This is a genomic window from Actinosynnema sp. NPDC049800 (genome assembly GCF_040656635.1).
In the GTDB taxonomy this organism is placed as follows: Bacteria; Actinomycetota; Actinomycetes; order Mycobacteriales; family Pseudonocardiaceae; genus Actinosynnema.
In genome coordinates this window covers 161,037-181,695 of record NZ_JBFAMT010000002.1, presented here as the reverse complement: position 1 = coordinate 181,695, position 20,659 = coordinate 161,037, and the positions used below count along the sequence as shown (strand labels likewise).

21 protein-coding genes are annotated in these 20,659 nt (G+C 71.8%); 16 read left to right on the top strand and 5 right to left on the bottom strand.

The annotated features are described in order from the left end of the window. Positions 1 to 27: 27 nt before the first annotated feature. The 4 genes from purU to AB0I91_RS03495 are packed head-to-tail and all read right to left on the bottom strand — an operon-like array spanning position 28 to position 2,940. Entirely contained in the window at positions 28 to 906 is an 879-nt protein-coding gene (purU, locus tag AB0I91_RS03510) for a formyltetrahydrofolate deformylase (RefSeq protein ID WP_498776250.1), read from the bottom strand. A 12-nt stretch (positions 907 to 918) separates the two neighbouring features. Then, entirely contained in the window at positions 919 to 1,653 is a 735-nt protein-coding gene (locus AB0I91_RS03505; RefSeq protein WP_499612859.1) for a maleylpyruvate isomerase family mycothiol-dependent enzyme, read from the bottom strand. A gap of 10 nt (positions 1,654 to 1,663) precedes the next feature. Beyond that, positions 1,664 to 2,467, bottom strand: coding sequence for a class I SAM-dependent methyltransferase (locus AB0I91_RS03500; RefSeq protein ID WP_498776259.1), 804 nt, complete (start codon positions 2,465 to 2,467; stop codon positions 1,664 to 1,666). Continuing rightward, positions 2,446 to 2,940, bottom strand: a complete 495-nt coding sequence (locus tag AB0I91_RS03495) for a DUF2505 domain-containing protein (protein WP_498776264.1) — start codon at positions 2,938 to 2,940, stop codon at positions 2,446 to 2,448. The genes AB0I91_RS03500 and AB0I91_RS03495 overlap by 22 nt, the downstream gene beginning before the upstream one ends. Here AB0I91_RS03495 and AB0I91_RS03490 point away from each other — a divergent pair. Continuing rightward, positions 2,939 to 4,048, top strand: a complete 1,110-nt coding sequence (locus tag AB0I91_RS03490) for a UDP-N-acetylmuramate dehydrogenase (RefSeq protein ID WP_498776267.1) — start codon at positions 2,939 to 2,941, stop codon at positions 4,046 to 4,048. The two genes, AB0I91_RS03495 and AB0I91_RS03490, sit on opposite strands and share 2 nt — an antisense overlap. A gap of 182 nt (positions 4,049 to 4,230) precedes the next feature. Then, positions 4,231 to 5,190 carry a chymotrypsin family serine protease gene (locus AB0I91_RS03485; protein WP_498776269.1) on the top strand — a complete coding sequence of 320 codons (960 nt, stop codon included), beginning with the start codon at positions 4,231 to 4,233 and terminating at the stop codon, positions 5,188 to 5,190. A gap of 53 nt (positions 5,191 to 5,243) precedes the next feature. On the opposite strand, the gene AB0I91_RS03480 is transcribed toward AB0I91_RS03485, so the two are convergent. After that, positions 5,244 to 5,975 carry an SDR family NAD(P)-dependent oxidoreductase gene (locus tag AB0I91_RS03480; protein ID WP_499612857.1) on the bottom strand — a complete coding sequence of 244 codons (732 nt, stop codon included), beginning with the start codon at positions 5,973 to 5,975 and terminating at the stop codon, positions 5,244 to 5,246. A gap of 90 nt (positions 5,976 to 6,065) precedes the next feature. Here AB0I91_RS03480 and AB0I91_RS03475 point away from each other — a divergent pair, with 90 nt between their 5' ends. From AB0I91_RS03475 to AB0I91_RS03410, 14 genes are all read left to right on the top strand, one after another. Then, positions 6,066 to 7,211 (top strand): L,D-transpeptidase, encoded by a 1,146-nt coding sequence (locus tag AB0I91_RS03475; RefSeq protein ID WP_499612855.1) that lies wholly within the window; start codon positions 6,066 to 6,068, stop codon positions 7,209 to 7,211. Positions 7,212 to 7,656: 445 nt separating this feature from the next. Next, positions 7,657 to 8,454, top strand: a complete 798-nt coding sequence (locus tag AB0I91_RS03470) for an alpha/beta fold hydrolase (RefSeq protein ID WP_498776275.1) — start codon at positions 7,657 to 7,659, stop codon at positions 8,452 to 8,454. Continuing rightward, positions 8,451 to 9,704: a D-inositol-3-phosphate glycosyltransferase gene (gene mshA / locus AB0I91_RS03465; RefSeq protein ID WP_499635013.1), complete on the top strand. Its 1,254-nt coding sequence runs from the start codon at positions 8,451 to 8,453 to the stop codon at positions 9,702 to 9,704. The genes AB0I91_RS03470 and mshA overlap by 4 nt, the downstream gene beginning before the upstream one ends. Beyond that, complete coding sequence (locus AB0I91_RS03460) at positions 9,701 to 10,183, top strand: type III secretion system chaperone family protein (protein ID WP_123745140.1); 483 nt, start codon at positions 9,701 to 9,703, stop codon at positions 10,181 to 10,183. The genes mshA and AB0I91_RS03460 overlap by 4 nt, the downstream gene beginning before the upstream one ends. Before the next feature lie 68 nt (positions 10,184 to 10,251). Beyond that, on the top strand, positions 10,252 to 11,136 hold the full coding sequence (locus AB0I91_RS03455) for a DUF4349 domain-containing protein (RefSeq protein ID WP_499635010.1): 885 nt from the start codon (positions 10,252 to 10,254) through the stop codon (positions 11,134 to 11,136). A 375-nt stretch (positions 11,137 to 11,511) separates the two neighbouring features. Beyond that, positions 11,512 to 13,074: a 4-coumarate--CoA ligase family protein gene (locus tag AB0I91_RS03450; protein WP_498776282.1), complete on the top strand. Its 1,563-nt coding sequence runs from the start codon at positions 11,512 to 11,514 to the stop codon at positions 13,072 to 13,074. Between the two features lie 202 nt (positions 13,075 to 13,276). Further along, on the top strand, positions 13,277 to 13,540 hold the full coding sequence (locus AB0I91_RS03445) for a hypothetical protein (RefSeq protein ID WP_498776284.1): 264 nt from the start codon (positions 13,277 to 13,279) through the stop codon (positions 13,538 to 13,540). A gap of 111 nt (positions 13,541 to 13,651) precedes the next feature. After that, entirely contained in the window at positions 13,652 to 14,398 is a 747-nt protein-coding gene (locus AB0I91_RS03440) for a phosphoglyceromutase (RefSeq protein ID WP_498776286.1), read from the top strand. Positions 14,399 to 14,689: 291 nt separating this feature from the next. Further along, positions 14,690 to 15,889, top strand: a complete 1,200-nt coding sequence (locus AB0I91_RS03435) for a sensor histidine kinase (RefSeq protein WP_498776288.1) — start codon at positions 14,690 to 14,692, stop codon at positions 15,887 to 15,889. Further along, complete coding sequence (locus AB0I91_RS03430) at positions 15,886 to 16,566, top strand: response regulator (RefSeq protein ID WP_498776290.1); 681 nt, start codon at positions 15,886 to 15,888, stop codon at positions 16,564 to 16,566. The genes AB0I91_RS03435 and AB0I91_RS03430 overlap by 4 nt, the downstream gene beginning before the upstream one ends. Positions 16,567 to 16,593: 27 nt before the next feature. Continuing rightward, entirely contained in the window at positions 16,594 to 17,604 is a 1,011-nt protein-coding gene (locus tag AB0I91_RS03425) for a Ppx/GppA phosphatase family protein (protein ID WP_498776292.1), read from the top strand. Further along, positions 17,604 to 18,818 carry an Rv0497 family membrane protein gene (locus AB0I91_RS03420; protein WP_499635007.1) on the top strand — a complete coding sequence of 405 codons (1,215 nt, stop codon included), beginning with the start codon at positions 17,604 to 17,606 and terminating at the stop codon, positions 18,816 to 18,818. The genes AB0I91_RS03425 and AB0I91_RS03420 overlap by 1 nt, the downstream gene beginning before the upstream one ends. Next, complete coding sequence (locus AB0I91_RS03415; protein ID WP_498776296.1) at positions 18,815 to 19,600, top strand: sugar phosphate isomerase/epimerase family protein; 786 nt, start codon at positions 18,815 to 18,817, stop codon at positions 19,598 to 19,600. Before AB0I91_RS03420 ends, AB0I91_RS03415 begins: the two co-directional genes overlap by 4 nt. 133 nt (positions 19,601 to 19,733) lie before the next feature. Next, the gene (locus AB0I91_RS03410) at positions 19,734 to 20,654 is read left to right on the top strand and encodes a proline dehydrogenase family protein (RefSeq protein WP_498776298.1); all 921 of its coding nucleotides are present in this window, start codon (positions 19,734 to 19,736) and stop codon (positions 20,652 to 20,654) included. Positions 20,655 to 20,659: the final 5 nt, after the last annotated feature.

Genomic DNA, 20,659 nt, shown 5'->3' with positions numbered 1-20,659 from the left:
GGGCCGCCACCCCGGATCGGGGTTTCCTCAGAAGATGACGGTCTGGTTGCCGTGCACCAGGACGCGGTCCTCCAGGTGCCACCGCAGACCGCGCGACAGCACGACCTTCTCGATGTCGCGCCCCTTGCGCACCATGTCGTTGACGGAGTCGGTGTGGTCCACCCGGATCACGTCCTGCTCCACGATCGGGCCCTGGTCGAGGTCCGCGGTCACGTAGTGGCACGTGGCGCCGACCAGCTTCACGCCCCGGCTGTGCGCCTGGTGGTACGGCCGCGCCCCGATGAACGACGGCAGGAAGCTGTGGTGGATGTTCAACGCCCGCCCGGCCCAGTCCGCGCACAGCTCGGCGGGCAGGATCTGCATGAACCGCGCCAGCACCACCGCGTGCGGCCGGTGGGCGTCGACGAGCTGCCGCAGCTGCGCGAACGCTGCCGCCTTGCCCTCCGGGTCGTTCGCCGGGAACGGCACGTGGTGGAACGGGATGCCGTGCGCCCTGGTGATCCCGGCCAGGTCGGCGTGGTTGCCGATGACCGCGGACACGTCGACGTCCAGCTCGTGCGACGCCACCCGGCCCAGCAGGTCGTACAGGCAGTGGCCCTCCTTGGACACCAGGATCACCACCCGCCTGCGCTCGCCGGAGTCGGCGACCCGCCACGAGCCGGGGTGCGCACCCAGCTCGCGGGCCACTTCCGCGAACCGGACCCGCAGCTCCTCCACGTCGAACGGCAGCGAGTCGGCCCGGACCTCCTGGCGGGTGAAGAACCAGTTGGTGGTCGGGTCGGTGTGGTAGGCCGCCTCGACGATCCAGCCACCGTGCTCGGCCAGGAACGAGGAGATCCGGGCCACGATGCCGGTGCGGTCGGGGCAGCCGAAGGTGATCACGTAGCGTCGTTCAGGCAGAGGCACGACCGGAAGTATCTACGGTCGCGGCAGCCCGTCCAGCAGTGACCTGTCACCCGATGTGATGGCGCCGCTCGGCCTGCCCCACGCCGCCCGGTAGACCGCGTCGGCGGTGCCGGCCACGGTGGCGTCCTCGTCGGTGCCGGAGTCGGTGATCGGACCCACCTCGGGCGGCTGACCGGGCGTGAGCCGCACCTCCCAGGCACGGCTCGCGTCGGCGGCGTGGAACAGCACCCGCCCCGTCCGCGCGATCGGCCTGCGCCGGGCGCCGGTCAGCAGCATCCGGGTCAGGAACTCGTCCACCCCGTCGGCCGCGAACTCGACGTCGAACAGCAGGGACGGCACGTCCGCGCCGTGCCGGGCGTGCTCGGCGTCGAGCCGGTGGATCGCGGTCTCGTGCGCCTGCCGGCGTGACCAGAAGCCGAAGGTCTTGGGCCCGACGAACGTCCACGCGGGCGTGTTCGACGTGGAGCCGAGCAGGGTGTCGGTCAGCTCGACGACCTTCTTGTCCCACCAGGCGAACAGCTCGTCCCAGTCGGCGGGGCGCTCTTCGGGCTTGACCCAGTCCGCGTCCACCGGCGTGTGCAGCGCCCGCAGCGCCCAGGAGTGGACCATCGCCACGTGGTCGACGAGCCCGCGCACCGTCCAGCCGGGGCAGGTGGACACCTGCGCCTCCGGCCCGGCGGCCAGGGCGGCGGCACGCAGTGCGGCGTACTGGGTCCTGATGTGCTGGACGAAATCGGCGTGGTCCACTCCGCACAGCCTAGGGACTCACCACGTCCCAGGACAGGGTGATCTCGCCGAGCCGCCAGCGCTTCCGGTCGTCCAGCACCGGCCAGCCGCGGTCGGCCAGCAGCCGCACGGACTCCACCCACCGCGCCCGCGGGCCGTAGGGCGCGAACGGCGCGCACGTCGCCCAGCACGCGTCCAGTTCGCAGAGCAGGGCGTGCACCTTCTCGCCGGGCACGTTGTGGTGGATCAACGCCTTCGGCAGCCGCTCGGCGAGGTCACCAGGGGTCTCCAGGTCGGCGGGCAGGCAGGACAGCGTGAACGTTTGCGGCCCGTCCGCGGTCAACGCGACCCAGCAGCAACGGCGGCCGATCTCGTCGCACGTGCCCTCGACCAGCACGCCGCCGGGCGCGAGGCGGCCGACCATGGTGTCCCACGCCTCGGCCGCCTGCTCCTCGGTGTACTGCCGGAGCACGTTGAACGCGCGCAGCAGCAGCGGGCGCGCGCCGGCCAGCTCGAACCCGCCGCGCCGGAAGTCGAGGCCGGGCGGGTCGGCGACCTCCTTGCCCGCGGCGACCCGGTCGGCGTCGAGCTCCAGGCCGAGCACGCGGACGGCCGGGTTCACGGCGCGCAGCCGTGCCGCCATCTCGACGGTGGTGATCGGCGAGGAGCCGTAGCCGAGGTCGACCACCAGCGGTTCGGGCGCGGAGAGCAGGTCGCGGTAGGTGTGCGCGACCCACCGGTCGACCCGGCGCAGGCGGTTCGGGTTGGTGGTGCCCCTCGTGGGCAGGCCGAGCGCGCGCGCCCGGCCCGCGGCTAGGCGCGGCGTGCGAGCCATTCGGCGGTGAACTCGGATTCCTTGTCGAGCAGCAGCGAGACCTGTTCGGCGATCATCGCCTCCAACTTGCCGCCCATGATCGGGATGCCCACCTTGACCTGACCCGTGAGGGTGAGTTCGCTCCCACTCGCGGTGTCGGCGAGCGTGATCGTGCCGTCCAGCCGGCCCGGGACGCCGTTCAGCGTCACCTCGACCGTGCCCGCGTAACCGGCCTCGGTCCACGACTCGGCGCGGTCGATGACGAGGTCGCCGCCGAGCAGGCCGCGGGCCACCGACGGCAGCTTGTCGGCGGGCACACCCTGCTTGAGCTGGTAGGACGTGCTCTGGTCGGTGGTGGTGAAGGCGACCAGCTCCGGATTCGTGCCACCCAGTTCGGCGAGCCGGTCGCGCAGGTACGTCTGGTCGACCAACGCTGCGTACACGTCCCGTGCCGGCCAGCGGGACGTGGTTCGGTGCTCGATGCGGCGTGCCATGTCGCGGAGGCTACCGTTCACGGTCGTGACCACCCCGCCCTCCAGTGCCCGTGTGCCGCTGGCCGAGTGCACCACGCTGCGGCTCGGTGGCCCTGCGACGAGGTTCACGCGCGCCGCCACAGCCGCCGAGCTGGTCGAGACCGTCCGCGCGCTGGACGCGGCCGGCGAGCCGTTGTTGCTGCTCGGCGGCGGTTCGAACCTGGTGGTGTCCGATGCCGGGTTCGCCGGCACGGTGGTGGCCGTCGGCACGTCCGGCCGTCGGCTCGACCCGTTGGGCGACGGCCTCGTGCAGCTGACCGTGGAGGCGGGCGAGGACTGGGACTCGGTCGTCGCGGAGGCCGTGGCGCAGGGGTTGGGCGGGCTGGAGTGCCTGTCCGGCATCCCGGGCCTGGTCGGCGCGACGCCGGTGCAGAACGTCGGCGCGTACGGCGTCGAGGTGGCGCAGGTGCTGACCTCGGTGGACCTGCTGGACCGGCGCACGGGTCGCGTGCACCAGGTGCCGGCGGACGGCCTGGGCCTGGCCTACCGGACCAGCGTGCTGAAGGGCACCGACCACGCGGTGGTGCTGCGGGCGCGGTTCGCGCTGACCGCGGGCGGGCAGTCCGCGCCCATCCGGTACGGCGAGCTGGCCAGGGTGCTCGGCGTCGCGCCGGGCGACCGCGTGCCCGCCGACGCGGCCCGCAAGGCGGTGCTGGAGCTGCGGCGCGGCAAGGGCATGGTCCTGGACGCGACGGATCACGACACGTGGAGCGCGGGCTCGTTCTTCACCAACCCGCTGCTGGACGACTCGACGTTGGCCGGGGTGCTGATCCGGATCGCCGAGCGGCTCGGGCCGCAGGTGGAGGTGCCGACGTACCCGGCGGGGGCCGGGTACTCGAAGCTGTCGGCGGCGTGGCTGATCGAGCGGGCCGGGTTCGGGCGCGGGCACCGCGGGCCGGGTGGCCGGGTGGCGTTGTCGGGCAAGCACACGCTGGCGCTGACCAACCGGGGCGGCGCGTCGACGGAGGACCTGCTGGACCTGGCGCGCGAGGTGCGGGACGGGGTGCGGGCGGCGTTCGGGGTGGAGCTGCTCCCGGAGCCGGTGTTGGTGGGCTGCGAGCTCGGGTGAGGCGGGCCGGCCGTCGGCTCCGGCACGCCCTCGGCGGCGTGGGCGGGTCGTCGGGCGGTGGACGGGTGTGGCTCTGCGTCGCCGGACGCCGCCGACCGTTGAACCGCCGAACGGGTGACTGGGTGTGACGAATCCTCACTCCACGCGTTTCATGGAGGTAGGGGCACCTGTTGGAGGTCGTCATGGCCTACCCCGACGATCGCGCGAACGTCAGGCCGATCAAGAAGCTGGTTGAGGACGATTTCCTGAGCCGGCCCGGCGTGGTGGGTGTCGACCTCGGCGAGAAGACCGTCGGCGGCCGGGCGACCGGCCGGCTGGCGATCGTCGTGTTCGTCCGCCGCAAGGGCGACGCCGCGCAGTTCGCCATCCCGCCGGACGTGCTGGGCGTGCCGACGGACGTGGTCGAGGACACGTTCTGGCCGCACCACACCATCGCGTCGCCCGAGGGCGTGAGCGGTGCGGAGCGGCACGAGTCGCTGGCCGGTGGCATCGGGATCGGGCCGAGCCGGGCGATCCGGTTCGTGCCGCCGGACGTGCCGGAGGTGGACGACTACGTGGTGGCCGGGACGCTGGGCGCGCTGGTCACGCCGAGGTGCCGGAACACCGTGATGGCGTTGACGTCGTTCCACGTGGCCTGCGTGGACGACGCCTGGGCGGTCGGCGACCCGATGGTGCACCCGTCCCGGGTCGACGGCGGGCACCCGGTGCACGACCGGGTCGGCGTGCTGGCGCGGGCGGCGTTGTCGGCGCGGGTGGACGCCGCCGCGATCACGTTGACGACACCCCGCGTGCGGCCCGAGGTGGTGGGGTTGGGCGCGGTGACGGGTGGTGCGCGGGCACGCGTCGGCGACCGGGTGCGCAAGCGCGGCCGGACGACGGCGGTCACGGAGGGGGTGGTGGCGTCGACGGACGCGGCGATCACGCTCGACTTCGGGGTGCAGCTGGGCGTGCGGACGCTGTACGACCAGATCCGGATCGAGACGCCCCGGTTCGCCGATCACGGCGACTCGGGCGCGGTGCTGCTCGACGACGCGAACCGCGTGGTCGGGTTGTACTGCGGCGGGAGCCCGGACCGGGGGTTCGCGAACCCCATCGGTCCGGTGCTCGACCAGCTGGACGTGGAGCTGCTGACGTCGGGGTGATGCCGTTCGATGCCGTTCGGTGGTCCTGTGCGGTTTGGTCGGGTCTGATCCGGTCAGGCCCGGTGCACCCGCGAAGCGGAGGCCTGTGCGCGGGGCTTGAGGACGATCTGGTCCAGGTTGACGTGCGGCGGCCTGGTCACCGCGAACGCGATCACGTCCGCCACGTCGTCCGCGGTCAGCGGTGTCACGCCCTGGTAGACGGCCGCGGCCCGGTCGGCGTCGCCGTCGAACCGGTTGACGGAGAAGTCGGTCTCGACCATGCCGGGGAGGATCTCGGTCACGCGCACGGGTTGGCCGAGGAGCTCGCCGCGCAGCGTGCGGTGAAGCGCGGATTGGGCGTGCTTGGCGGAGGTGTAGCCGGAGCCGTTGTCGTAGGCCTCGTAGGCGGCGACCGAGGTGACGGTGACCACGTGCCCGTCACCGGACGCGATCAGCTTCGGCAGCAGGCCCTTGGTGACGCGCAGCGTGCCGAGCACGTTGGTCTCCCACATCCACCGCCAGTGCTCCTCGTCGGCCTCGGCGACGCTTGCCAGGCCGCGCGCGCCGCCGGCGTTGTTGACCAGCACGTTCGCGGCCGGGACGGCGTCGAGGAAGGACTCGACCGACGGGGCGGAGGTGACGTCGAGCTCGACCGCGGTGCCCTCGATCTCATCCGCGATAGCCTTGAGGAGGTCGACCCGCCGAGCGCCGAGCACCACGTGGAAGCCCTCGGCGGCGAGCCTGCGGGCGGTGGCCTCGCCGATGCCCGCACTGGCTCCGGTCACGACTGCGATAGGACGGTTCACACCGGGGATCCTAGGCGTGGGACGCGGATGTGACGCGAATCACTCGCACCGGGAGTCGGGTGGGACGTCCTTCGATCAGGAGGTCGTAACGTGCACAGGACAGTGGCGGCTCTGCTGCTCGGCTTGGCCCTGGTGGCGGGCTGCTCGGCGAAGGTGGAAACGGGCACCGCCAAACCGATCGGCGGCGACAACCCGCCGGTGGCCAAGTTCACCACCGCGCCCGCGGACGGAGCGGTGGACGCGCCCGTGAACGCGCCGGTGCAGGTCACCGTGGCCGAGGGCACGATCGACCAGGTCGCGGTCACCAACCCCGAGGGCAAGGCCGTCGAGGGCAAGCTCGCCGAGGACAAGAAGTCGTGGTCCAGCACGGAGCCGCTCGGGTTCGGCAAGGCGTACACCTACGCGGGCAAGGCGACCGGGACGGATGGCAGGCCGGTCGAGCTGAAGGGCGGGTTCACGACGGTGAACCCCGCGTCGCAGGTGCGCGCGACGCTGTTCCCCGGCGACAACCAGACCATGGGCGTGGCGGTGCCGATCAAGATCGACTTCGACGCCGACGTCGCGGATCGCGCGACGGTGGAGAAGGCGCTGACGGTGACGAACTCCGCCGGGGTCAAGGGCAGTTGGGCGTGGCTCAGCTCGCGCGAGGTCCACTACCGGCCGGAGCAGTACTGGCCCGCGAACACCCAGATCCACGTCGAGGCGAAGCTGTACGGGGTGCCCTACGGTGGCGGTGCGTACGGTCGCGCGGACGTGACCAGCGACTTCACCATCGGCCGCAACCAGGTCGTGAAGATCGACACGCCGTCGCACCAGCTGGTCGTGCAGCGTGACGGGCAGACCGTGGCGACCTACCCGGCGTCGTTCGGCAAGGACGACGACCCGAACCTGGCCACGCCGAACGGCACGTTCGTGGTGATGCAGAAGTTCGACACGTGGAGCTTCGACAACCCCCAGTACGGCTACACCAACGTCGTGAAGAAGTGGTCGGTGCGGTTCTCCAACCACGGTGAGTTCATCCACGAGAACAACGACAACGCGGCGAACATCGGCAAGCTCAACTCGTCGCACGGGTGCGCGAACCTGTTGGAGGCCGATGCCAAGGCGTACTACGACAGCGCGATGGTCGGTGATCCGGTGGAGGTGACCGGGTCGGTCACGACGTTGCCGGCGCAGTTCGACTGGTACGACTGGCAGATCCCTTGGGCGCAGTGGCAGACGATGTCCGCGCTGTGAAGACCTGACTGCTCGCGCAGGTTCGGGTCGGTGGTCACACTCAGGTCCGGCTCGAGTGGCGGAGCGGTGCGGGTCAGGTCCGGCTCGATTTGACATGGGGCCCTTACGGGCACTCCAGGCAGGCCAAAGCCGGCAGGCCCGGCGGGGAAGAGCGTCCCGCCAGGCCTGCCGGCTTCGACCAGCCTAAAGCACCCGAACCCATGTCAAATCGGGCCTCGGTGGGTGCGCTGCGGGTCCGTTGTGCGGCGGTTGAGGGTCCTTGGTGTGGGGTGCGCTGTGGGTCCGTTGTGTGGTGGTTGAGGGTCCTTGGTGGGGGTGTGGCGGGTTCGTTGTGGGCGGTTTGGGTTCCTGTCCGTTGTGGGCGGTGGGGTCTGGCCGGTGTGGTTGATGGCGCAAAATCGCTTGCGCGGGAAGTGGTGGGATGATTCGCGCGTTGTCGTAGGTCGTGCGGAACACTCTCCTCGACGCCGAGGGCGTCCGGCTGTCGGTTCGCGAGTCGGGCCCGGCCGATGCCCCTGCGGTCGTGCTGGTGCACGGATGGGCGCAGTCCGGGGAGGTGTGGTCGCCTCAGCCGTCGTGGCGCGGTTACGCGGTGGATCTGCGCGGTCACGGGGCGTCGGACGTCGCCGAGGGCGGTTATCGGGAGTCGGAGGTTTGGGCGGCTGATCTGAAGGCCGTCCTCGATCACGTCGGGCGGCCCGCGGTGGTGGTCGGGTGGTCGTACGGCGGGGTGGTGATAGCCGACTACCTGCGTTTCCACGGCACGGCCGGGATCAGTGGGTTGGTGCTGGTCGGGGCGGTCACCGAGTTGGGGCGGGATCGGCCCGGCGGGGTTGTCGGGCCGGTGATGAAGGCGGCGTTGCCGGCGGCGTTCTCCGACGACCCGGCGGTGGCGGTGCCGGCGTTGGCGCAGTTCTGCCGTGATCAGGCGCCCGGGTTGGCCGGTGACGTGGTGCAGCGGATGTTGGGCACGGCGTTGCGGGTGCCGCCTCGGGTCCGGCGGGAGCTGTTCCGGCGGGACGTGGACAGCGCCGTCGTGCTGAAGGCGGTCGACAAGCCGACACTGGTCGTGCACGGCACCGCCGACGAGGTGGTCGACCCGGCCGCCGGTGAGTACGCGGCGGCCCTGATCCCCGGAGCCGACTTGCGCCGCTACGACGGAACCGGACACTCGCCGTTCCTGGAACGACCGGAGCGCTTCGCGGCCGACCTCGGTCGGTTCGTGGCGGAGGTCTCCCGGTGAAGCGGGTCGCGGTGCTGTCGGTGCACACGTCGCCGTTGGAGCAGCCCGGCACGGGCGACGCGGGCGGGATGAACGTCTACATCGTGGAGACCGCCACGCGGATGGCGCAGCGGGGTATCGCGGTGGAGATCTTCACCCGGGCGACGTCCTCGGAGTTGCCGCCGGTGGCGGAGCTGGCGCCCGGGGTGAAGGTGCGGCACGTCGTCGCGGGGCCGTTCGAAGGGCTGGGCAAGGAGGAGCTGCCCGGCCAGCTCTGCGCCTTCACGGCGGGTGTGCTGCGGGCCGAGGCGCGGCACGAACCAGGTCACTACGACGTCGTGCACTCGCACTACTGGTTGTCGGGGCAGGTCGGGTGGTTGGCGCGGGAGCGGTGGGCGGTGCCGTTGGTGCACACGGCGCACACGTTGGCGAAGGTGAAGAACCTGGCGCTGGCGGCCGACGACACGCCTGAGCCGCGGATGCGGGTGATCGGCGAGGAGCAGGTGGTCGCCGAGGCGGACCGGCTGGTGGCCAACACCGACGTCGAGGCGGCCGAGCTGGTCAAGCTGTACGACGCGGACCCGTCGAAGGTGCTGGTCGTGCCGCCTGGCGTGGACCTGGAGCGGTTCACGCCCGGTGATCGGGACGGTGCCCGGACGGCGCTGGGGTTGCGGCCGGAGTCGGTGGTGCTGGCGTTCGTGGGGCGCATCCAGCCGTTGAAGGCGCCGGACGTCCTGTTGCGCGCGGCGGCGGAGATGGTGGCGCGCGATCCCGGGTTGCGGTCGCGGTTGGTCGTCCTGGTGGTCGGTGGGCCGTCGGGGTCGGGGATGAAGACGCCCGACGAGCTGGTGCGGTTGGCGGCCGAGCTGCGGATCTCGGACGTGGTGCGGTTCCTGCCGCCGCAGGGCGGTGAGGCGTTGGCGAGGGTCTACCGCGCGGCCGACGTGGTCGCGGTGCCCAGTTACAACGAGTCGTTCGGGCTGGTGGCGCTGGAGGCGCAGGCGTGCGGGACGCCGGTGGTCGCGGCGGCGGTGGGCGGGTTGCCGGTGGCGGTGCGCGACTGGGTGTCCGGGGCGTTGGTGGACGGTCACGACCCGGGCGTGTGGGCGCGGGTGCTGTCGAGCATCGCGCTGAACCCCGCGTGCCGGGAGGAGCTGGCCAGCAACGCCGTCGGCCACGCCCGCCGGTTCTCCTGGGACCGCACGACTGATTCACTCCTCGCCGGGTACGCCGAAGCCCGGGACGTGTTCCGCGAGGAGGTCATCGCTTGAGCCTGGACGACGTCATCAAGTCGACGCTGGACGACCGCGAGCTGCGCTACGACCGCAAGGAGCCGGGGCGGTTCTTCGTGACGCTGCCCGGCACGAAGAAGCTCCAGACGAACTGCTGGCTGGTGGTCGGCAGGCACGCCCTGGTGGTGGAGGCGTTCGTCTGCCGCAAACCGGACGAGGCGCACGAGGACGTCTACCGGTTCCTGTTGCGGCGCAACGCCAAGCTGTACGGCGTGCACTACACGATCGACACGACCGGCGACATCTACCTGGTCGGCCGGATCGCGCCGCACGCCGTGACGCCCGACGAGCTGGACCGCGTGCTCGGGCAGGTGGTGGAGGCCGCCGACGGCGACTTCAACACGTTGCTGGAGATCGGGTTCGCCGGCGCCATCCAGCGGGAGTGGGACTGGCGGGTCTCGCGCGGCGAGTCGCTGGCCAACCTCGAGGCGTTCCGGCACCTGGTGTCCGAATCGTGATCGCGCGGGAGCAACGGGGGTGAGCCCGGGCCCCGTCCCACCGGTGACCGGAAACCAGGGAGGGGCACATGGGCAGACGGGTGGGATTGGCGGTCGCCGCGTTCGCGGTGCTGGCGCTGGCGGGATGTGCGGCGAACAACTCGGGGTCGGCGGCGGATGTGGCCGCGCCGGTGCCGGCGCAGGACAACGCCCAGCGGGGCGGCGGCACGCCGAAGCAGGAGTCGGCCGGCACGGGTGAGGCGCAGCAGGCGGGCACGTCGGCGCAGCAGAACCGGCAGCTCATACGCACGGCGACGGTGGAGTTGCGCGCGCCGGACTCGAACGCGGTGCTGTCCGGGGTCAAGGACCTGGTGATCGCGGAGGGCGGGTACTCGGCGCAGGAGAAGTCGCAGTCCAACCGGGCGTCGGTGACGTTCAAGGTGCCCGGCGACCGGCTCGACCAGGTGATGGAGTCGATCGCCAAGTTGGAGGGCGTCGAGGTCAGCAGGCGTGAGCTGCAGACCGAGGACGTCACCGAGCAGATCGTGGACGTCGAGGCGAGGATCGCCAACCAGCGGGCCAGCGTGGAGCGGGTGCGGGGGCTGCTGGAACGGGCCACGACCACGTCCGAGATCACCGACATCGAGGCCGAGCTGACCAAGCGGCAGTCCGAGCTGGAGTCGTTGCAACGCCGGTACGAGACGTTGAAGGGCCAGGTCGCCATGTCGACGTTGAACGTCGTCATCTCGGCGACGGGCGAGCCGGTGGTGGTGACGGACGAGAACGACTTCCTGGAGGCGTTCGCCGGTGGCTGGAAGGCGCTGGTGACGGCGTTCGGCTGGCTGCTGGTGGTGCTGGGCGGCGTGCTGCCGTTCGCGGTGGTGCTGGGGGTGCCGGCGTTCGGCTACCTGTGGTGGCGGCGTCGCCGGAGGGCCGTGACCGTCGAGCCGGTCGCGTCGTCGAGCACGCCGTAGCGGGCCGGCCGGCGCGGGAGCGCGGGGCGGCTTGGGAGAGAGGGGGAGTCGCGAGCTCAAGCCGCCCCGCGTCAGTCCCCGCTGAGGTGGATCCGGGCGGGGGGAGCCCGGGCTTCCAAGCGGGCCGCGGTTCGACGGGGGGATTGCGAACCGCGGTAGCCGCGCGGGTCGATCGGAGTGCGTGGGAGTCGACCCGCGAAGGCCATGCCAACTTGGCAGATGGCCGGTGATCACCACAAGGGCCGGCGCTAGTCCATTCGTGTGTTCTTAGCCGAGTTAAGTAACGCTGTAGCGCGACCGGCGACCGCCTTGACCAGCGATGTGGCTTGACTCACGATGACGGGATCCCGCCCCCAGGATGAATGAGGCAGCCGCATGGTCTTCCGCAGTCCGTTCCCCGATGTCGCGGTCCCGGACGTCTCGCTGCACGAGTTGCTGTTCGCCGACCTCGGCGAGCGCGTCGACCGGGTGGCCCTGGTCGACGGCACCTCAGGTGCGTCGCTGACCTACGGCCAACTGGCCGGGGCGGTCGACCGCCTGGCCGCCGCGCTGGCCGCCAGGGGGATCGGCAAGGGCGACGTCGTGGGCATCCTCAGCCCGAACACCCCGTACTACGCGGTCGTGTTCCACGGCATCCTGCGCGCGGGCGCCACCGCGACCACCATCAACGCCCTCTACACGGCGGACGAGGTCGCGCACCAGTTGACGGATGCCGGCGCGAAGATGCTGTTCACGGTGTCCGTGCTGCTGCCGAACGCCGCGCCGGGCGCCGAGAAGGCGGGCATCTCCGACGTGGTCGTGCTGGACGCCGCCGAGGGCTACCCCAGCCTGTCGTCGTTGCTGGCGAACGCCGAGCCGGTGCCGGAGGTGTCGATCGACCCGGCGCGGGACGTGGCCGTGCTGCCGTACTCGTCGGGGACGACCGGCCGGGCCAAGGGCGTGATGCTGACGCACCGCAACCTGGTCGCGAACATCATCCAGTGCGGGCCGCTGCTCCAGGTCGGCGGGGACACGAAGATCCTCGCCGTGCTGCCGTTCTTCCACATCTACGGCATGCAGGTGTTGATGAACAACGGCCTGCACGTCGGCGCGACGGTGGTGACGCTGCCGAAGTTCGACCTGGCCGAGTTCCTGCGCGTGATCCAGGACCACCGGACCGACCGCGTGTACATCGCGCCGCCGGTCGCCGTGGCGCTGGCCAAGCACCCGTTGGTCGACCAGTACGACCTCTCCGGCATCGACACGATCTTCTCCGGCGCCGCGCCGCTGGACGTCGACCTCGCGGCGGCCGTGGCCAAGCGGCTGGGCTGCCGCGTCTCGCAGGGCTACGGGATGACCGAGATGAGCCCGGTCAGCCACGCGATCCCGGACGGCCGCGACGACATCCCCGTCGGCACGGTCGGCGTCATCGCGCCGAACATGGAGTGCCGCTTCGTCGACCCGGCCACCGGCGAGGACGTGGGCGTGGGCGAGCGCGGCGAGCTGTGGTGCCGCGGCCCGAACGTCATGAAGGGCTACCTGAACAACCCCGACGCCACCGCCGCCACGCTCGACGAGGACGGCTGGCTGCACACCGGCGACGTCGGGATCATCGACGAAAACGGCCTGGTCAGCATCGTCGACCGGGTCAAGGAGCTGATCAAGTACAAGGGCTACCAGGTGCCGCCGGCGGAGCTGGAGGCAGTGCTGCTGACGCACCCGGAGATCGCCGACGCGGCCGTGGTCGGCGTGCGTGACGCGGAGGGCGAGGAGGTGCCGAAGGCCTTCGTCGTCCGCCAGCCGGGCACGGCGCTGGACGAGTCCGGCGTGATGGAGTTCGTGGCGTCCCAGGTCGCCCCGCACAAGAAGGTGAGGGTCGTGGAGTTCATCGAAGCGATCCCGAAGTCGGCCTCGGGCAAGATCCTGCGCAAGGACCTCCGTGCTCGTGAGGCCAGTTGATCGGGTGACCGGTTGGCGCAGGTGAGCCTTGTGGGCCATGGCTGACCTGCGTCGACTGCGCCGCCAGTGAAGTCGAGCATCGTCACGTCGATGCTGTGGTGATCACTCGATGGTGTTGACACCCGCTACTCGGCGAGCAGGGCTCGTCACGCTCCACAACCATGTCGGGTGCAAATCGGAACCACACATCGGAGAACACCGCATGCGCATCCTCGGAAGGCTGGCCGTCGCGGCCGGCGCCACCGCCGTCATCCTGCTGGCTGCCCCGGCCGCCAACGCCTCCGACGCACCGGCGGAGCGGACGGCGAAGGGCGCGATGGACGCCGTTCCCAGTGGCGACCTCCTGGGCGCCCTCTCCGGCGTGCTGGGCCCGCTGGGTGGCGGCCTCGGTGCCGTGACCGGTGGAGCCGGCGGCATCGGGGGCATGACCGGTGGGCTCGTGGACGTCCAGGGCCTCGGCGGCTGATCGGCTTCGGGCCGGGTCGGGGAGACCCGGCCCGGCCCGCCCGCTGCACCGATCAAGATCACACCTGCCGCCGACGTGAGCCGGGCCGGTCCATCTGGCAGGCTGACGCCCATGGCTGTCGGAACCCTGGTGCTGCTCCGCCACGGCGAGAGCGTCTGGAACGCGGAGAACCTGTTCACCGGTTGGGTGGACGTCCCCCTCTCGGAGAAGGGTGTGAACGAGGCGAAGCGCGGCGGCGTGCTGCTGCGCGAAGCGGGCGTGCTGCCGGAGGTCGTGCACACGTCGCTGCTGCGGCGGGCCATCGGCACCGCCAACCTCGCCCTCGACGCGGCCGACCGGCACTGGATCCCGGTCCGCCGGGACTGGCGGCTCAACGAGCGCCACTACGGCGCGCTCCAGGGCAAGAACAAGAAGCAGACGCTGGACGAGTTCGGCGAGGAGCAGTTCATGCTCTGGCGCCGCTCGTACGACACCCCGCCGCCGCCGATCGAGCCCGGCACCGAGTTCAGCCAGGACAGCGACCCCCGCTACGCCGACCTCGGCCCCGACCTGCCGCTCACCGAGTGCCTGCTGGACGTGGTCAAGCGGATGATCCCGTACTGGGAGTCCTCGATCGTGCCGGACCTGCGCGCCGGCCGGACGGTGCTCGTGGCCGCGCACGGCAACTCGCTGCGCGCCCTGGTCAAGCACCTCGACGGCATCTCGGACGATGCCATCGCGGGCCTGAACATCCCCACCGGCATCCCGCTGCGCTACGACCTGGACGACGAGCTGAAGCCGCTCAAGCCGGGCGGCGAGTACCTCGACCCGGACGCGGCGGCGGACGCGATCAAGGCCGTGGCCAACCAGGGCCGCTAGTCGAACCCCACCGGACGGCGGCACGCGCGCAGGGCACACCCGGCGCACGTGCCGCCGTCTCGCGTTCCACCCCTCGGCCGGCGCCCCCGGTACGTCCTCCGCTCGTCACCTGGAGGAGAACCCGGCTTCCGCGGTTCTGCACCTGTCCGAACACGCCTGACTCAATTGGACACGATTGGGTGAACGGCGGTCGTCCGCCGGGAGAACATCGGCCCCGGACGGTGTCGCAGGAGTCACGAACCAGGCGTCAGCTCTAGGCCGCACCCGGCCTGACCTGCTTACGATGCGCTTGTGACCGCAACGGGTTACCTCGTCCTGTCGATCGGCGCTCTGCTGATCGGCGGCGTCGCGTTTCTCGCCGGACGGACCACCGCACGCGCCCGTGAGACGCGTCCGCGCGGACTCACCGTCGCCGACCTCATGGCCAGGGTCGTCCACTCCTCACCCGACGGCATCGTCGTGCTCAACGGCTTCGGTGACGTCGTGCTGCACAACGCCCGCGCCGAGGAGCTGGGCGTGGTGCGCAACAACCGCGTGGACGACCGGGCCAGACGCGCCGCCGAGATGGCCCGCCGCAACGGTGGCGTGATCTCGGTGGACCTGTCGTCGCTGGAGGTCATCAAGGGCCGCCAGCCGCAGGCCGTGCACGCCACCGTGAAGGTGCTCACCGAGGGCTTCGTGGTGGTCGACGCCACCGACGAGTCCGAGTCGGTGCGGCTGGAGGCCACCAGGCGCGACTTCGTGGCCAACGTCAGCCACGAGCTCAAGACCCCGGTCGGCGCGCTCGCGCTGCTGGCCGAGGCCGTGCTGGACGCCGCGGACGACCAGGAGGAGGTCCGCCGGTTCAGCGCCAAGATCATGCAGGAGGCCACCCGGCTGGGCACCCTGGTCACCGAGCTGATCGCGCTGTCGCGCCTGCAGGGCGCGGAGAAGCTGCCGGAGCTCAGCCGGGTCGAGGTCGACGTGGTCATCGACGAGGCGATGGGCCGCTCCAGGCTGGCCGCCGAGTCCGCGGGCATCGAGATCGCCACCGACTCCCCGAGCGGGCTGGAAGTCGAGGGCGACCGGACGCTGCTGGTCACGGCCCTGAGCAACCTCCTGGACAACGCGGTCGCGTACTCGCCGCCGGGCAGCCCGGTGTCGGTCAGCCGCAAGCTCGTCGACGGTTTCGTCGAGATCGCCGTCACCGACCGCGGCATCGGCATCGCCGAGGACCAGCAGACCCGCGTGTTCGAGCGCTTCTACCGCGTCGACAAGGCCCGGTCGCGCGCCACCGGCGGCACCGGGCTCGGGCTCGCCATCGTCAAGCACGTCGCCAACAACCACGGCGGCGAGGTGAGGCTGTGGAGCCTGCCGGGCACCGGCTCCACCTTCACGCTGCGCATCCCGGCTCATCCCGACCAGGAGGAGCCCACCCAGGACCTGCCCACGCAGGAGCTGGCGAGCCCCGTGCCGAGCGGCGCGGGCAGCAACCACGGAGGAGAGCTGTGACCAGGGTGCTCATCGTGGAGGACGAGGAGTCCTTCGCCGATCCGCTCGCCTTCCTGCTGCGCAAGGAGGGCTTCACCGCGGCGCTCGCGGCCACCGGCCAGGAGGCGCTGGAGGAGTTCGACCGCAACGGCGCCGACATCGTGCTGCTCGACCTCATGCTCCCCGGCATGAGCGGCACGGACGTGTGCAAGCAGCTGCGCGCCCGCTCCGCCGTGCCGGTGATCATGGTCACGGCGCGGGACAGCGAGATCGACAAGGTCGTCGGCCTGGAACTGGGCGCGGACGACTACGTCACCAAGCCGTACTCGGCCCGCGAGCTGATCGCCCGGATCCGGGCCGTGCTGCGACGCGGCGGCGAGTCCGAGGAGCTGCTGCCGCAGGTCCTGGAGGCCGGCCCGGTGCGGATGGACGTCGAGCGGCACGTGGTGACCGTGGACGGGGCCGAGGTGAGCCTCCCGCTCAAGGAGTTCGACCTCCTGGAGTACCTGCTGCGCAACGTCGGCCGGGTGCTGACCCGCGGCCAGCTGATCGACCGGGTGTGGGGCGCGGACTACGTCGGCGACACCAAGACCCTGGACGTGCACGTCAAGCGGCTGCGGTCGAAGATCGAGCCCGACCCGTCGGCGCCGCGCCACCTGGTCACCGTTCGCGGACTGGGATACAAGTTCGAATCCTGATCACCCCGACCGGGTACGGTGCACCGCGTGCGCCTAGGGGTGCTTGATGTCGGGTCCAACACCGTCCACCTCTTGGTGGTGGACGCCCATCGTGGTGCCCACCCGACGCCGATGAGTTCGGAGAAGTCCGTGCTGCGCCTCGCGGAGCAGCTGGACGGCTCCGGGCTGCTCGGGCGGGCGGGCGCCGACCAGCTGGTGCGCACCGTCGCCGCGTCCAAGGCGGCGGCGGAGCGGCTCGGCTGCGAGGACCTGATGGCGTTCGCCACGTCCGCGGTGCGCGAGGCGGGCAACTCCGCCGAGGTGCTGGACCGGGTGCGCGCCGAGACCGGCGTCGACCTGCAGGTGCTGACCGGCGAGGACGAGGCGCGGTACACGTTCCTCGCGGTGCGCCGCTGGTACGGCTGGTCGGCGGGCAGGCTGCTGTGCCTCGACATCGGCGGCGGGTCGCTGGAGCTGGCGGTCGGCGTCGACGAGGAGCCGGAGGAGGCGTTCTCGGTGCCGCTGGGCGCGGGCAGGCTGACGCGGACCCGGTTCCGCAACGACCCGCCCACCAGGGCCGAGGTGCGCGAGACCACCGCGTGGCTGGCCGAGCAGCTGGCGCCGGTGGCGAAGAAGCTCCTCCGCGTGGGTGCTCCCGATCGGGTGGTCGCGACGTCGAAGACGTTCCGCACGCTGGCCCGGTTGACCGGCGCGGCGCCGTCCTCGGCCGGTCCGCGCGCGCGACGCGTGCTCACCGACGCGGGCCTGCGCCAGCTCATCGCGTTCATCTCCCGGATGTCCGCGGCCGACCTGGCCGAGCTCGAAGGGGTGAGCGCGAGCCGTGCCCACCAGCTGGTGGCGGGCGCGTTGGTGGCGGAGGCCACCATGCGAGCACTGTCACTCGGCGAGCTGGAGATTTGCCCCTGGGCGCTGCGGGAAGGTGTCATCCTGCGTCGGCTGGACCACACTAATGGTTCGGACCTGGACACCGCGCCGGACCACACCCGCCGGACGGGTGACACTGGACGGACTGGCCGCCACGGGGCACGGTGGAGTTGATGAGTCGAGAGAGCGAGTCGGAGCAGACCCAGCGCACCGTCGCGGAGTTGCTCGCCCAGTACGGCGGCGGGGGCTCCGGCGAGGTGACGCCGCGTCGGCGACGGCGCCGTGCCGAAGAGGCCTCGGACACCGCTCCGCAGGCCATCATCGACCGGGTCAACTCCGACAGCGGCAGGCTGCGCGCCCTCCGCGACGAACCCGCGCCGTCCGCGCCGCCGCCGTCCGCACCCCCGCCGCCGGCCGCACCGCCGCCCGCGCCGTTGCCGCAGCGGCAGCGAGCCGTCGAGGCCGAGCGCACGGCCTACCAGCCGCCGGTGTCCCGCCCCGAGCCGCCGGTCTCCCGGCTGGAACCGCCGGTCTCGCGGCTGGAACCACCCGTGTCCCGGCTCGAGCCGCCGAAGCAGGCCGAATCCGGGCGCAGACGCGCGCCCGAGGTCGACCCCGCCGAGGAGACCCGGGTCGTGCCGCCGATCGTGGCGGACTACCAGGGCGAGCCGTCCCGGCCCAACCTGCCGAAACCGCCGGTCAAGCCCGAGTCGTCGCGCTCGAACGTGGTGCGGCCCGTGCCGCCCGGCGCGCCGCCCGCGGTGAAGCCGCCCGTTCGCGAGCCGGTGACCGAGGTGATGCCGCGCATCACCGACAAGCTGGCGCCGAACGTGCCGCTGGAGTCGTTGCCGACCGAGTCGGTGCTGATCGTGCCGCCCGCGCCGCCGCGCCTGCCCGACCCGCTGCCCGACCAGTCCGCCGAGGACTGGTTCGGCGACGACGAGCCGGAAGAGGCCGTCGAGGGCGAGAGCACCGCGTTCCACCCGTACGTCGACCTCGACGAGGAAGACGAGGACGACGACTACCCGCGCCGCGACTTCAAGCGCCGCGACCTCGACGACGACGGACCGGCCGGGCTGGCCGACATCGACGACGACGAGGACGAGGAGCGCCCCGCCGACCGCTCGGCGGGCAAGGAGTGGCTGCTCATGATCGGGCAGCTGGCCGCGGGCGTGATCGGTGGCGCGGCGCTGTGGCTCGGCTTCAACTTCCTGTGGCGCACGGCCGCGCCCGCCGCGCTGGTGGTGGCCCTGGCGGTGACCGTCGGCCTGGTGATGATGGTCCGCAAGATCCGCCGGGCCGACGACCTCCAGACGACGGTCCTGGCGGTGCTCGTCGGGTTGATCGTGACGGTGTCGCCGGCGGCGATGCTGCTGGTGAACTCTTGATCCCGGTCGGGCTGTCCACCGCGGCCGTGTGGCCGCAGCCCGCGGGCGCCGCGTTCGAGGCGGCGGCGGAGCTCGGGTACGACGGCGTCGAGGTCATGGTGTGGGCCGATCCCGTGAGCCAGGACGTGAAGGCGGTCGACCGGCTCTCGAAGCGCTACCGGGTGCCGGTGCTGGCCGTGCACGCGCCGTGCCTGCTCATCAGCCAGCGCGTGTGGTCGCCGGACCCGGTCGAGCGGCTGCGGCGCAGCGTGCGGGCGGCCGGTGACCTGGGTGCGCGGACGGTCGTGCTGCACCCGCCGTTCGTGTGGCAGCGGCGGTACGCGGACGGTTTCGCTGACCTGGTCGCGTCGCTGGAGGACGAGAGCGGCGTCGCCATCGCGGTGGAGAACATGTTCCCGGTGCGGCGTCCCCTCGGGCGTGGGCGATCGGTGCAGGTCACGGCGTTCCGACCGTCGATCGACCCGACCGACGTCGGCCACCGGAACTACACGCTGGACCTGTCGCACGCCTCGGCCGCGCACGTGGACACGATGGAGCTGGCCAAGCGGATGGGCGACGGGCTGACCCACGTGCACCTGGCGGACGGCGCCGGCCTGCCCAAGGACGAGCACCTGGTGCCCGGCCGCGGCACGCAGCCGTGCGGCGAGCTGCTGTCCCACCTGACCCGGACGGGCTTCACCGGGCAGGTCGTGCTGGAGGTCAACACCCGCCGCGCCCGCACCGCCGCCGAGCGCACCGAACTGCTGACCGAATCACTCCTGTTCGCGCGCCTGCACCTCTGACCACGCAAAACGCGCGTGTCCCACGTTCGCGTCGTGCGTGTCCCACGTTCAGCACCCCCGAATCCGGGGCTCAGGTCGACCGACGGCGAACTCACATCCGCTCCGGCGCCGGTCAGCGGCTAGGGTCTTGATCGTGAACCCGTTGCGCACGTTGATCCTCGCCGCCGCGGGCAACGACGCGGTGCGCCGGGTCGTCGCGACCGCGCCCGTCAGCCGCGACGTGGTGCGCCGGTTCGTGGCGGGCGAGAGCACCGCCGACGCGATCGACGCCGCCGGCCGGCTGATCGGCGACGGCCTGCGCGTCACCCTCGACCACCTCGGCGAGGACACCACCGACCGAGCCACCGCCGAACGGACCGTGCGCGCCTACCTGGAGCTGCTCGACCAGCTGCACGACGTCGGCCTCGCCGCGGACGCCGAGGTGAGCGTGAAGCTGTCCGCCGTGGGCCTCGGCCTGGGCGAGACGGTCGCCCTGGACAACGCCTCCCGCATCTGCGCGGCGGCCGAGCAGGCGGGCACCACGGTCACGCTCGACATGGAGGACCACACCACCACCGACGCCACCCTGCGCGTGCTCGCCGAACTGCGCCGCCACTGGCCGTCGGTGGGCGCGGTGCTCCAGGCGTACCTGCGCCGCACCCTGGACGACGTGCGCGAACTCGCGGACACGCGCGTGCGGCTGTGCAAGGGCGCGTACGCCGAACCGCCGTCGGCGGCCTACCTCGACCCGCACGAGGTCGACCTCAACTACGTGCGCTGCGCCAACGTCCTGCTGGCCGGCTCCGGCTACCCCATGTTCGCCACCCACGACCCGCGCCTGATCGAGATCGTCTCCGAACGCGCCCGCTGGTACGGCAAGGCGGTCGAGGACTTCGAGTTCCAGATGCTCTACGGCGTCCGGCCGGGCGAGCAGCGGCACCTGGCGGCGGAGGGGCACGTCGTGCGCGTCTACGTGCCGTACGGGGGTCAGTGGTACGGGTACCTGATGCGCCGGCTGGCCGAGCGGCCGGCCAACGTCGCGTTCTTCCTGCGTTCGCTGGTCACCCGCTCGTGAGGAGC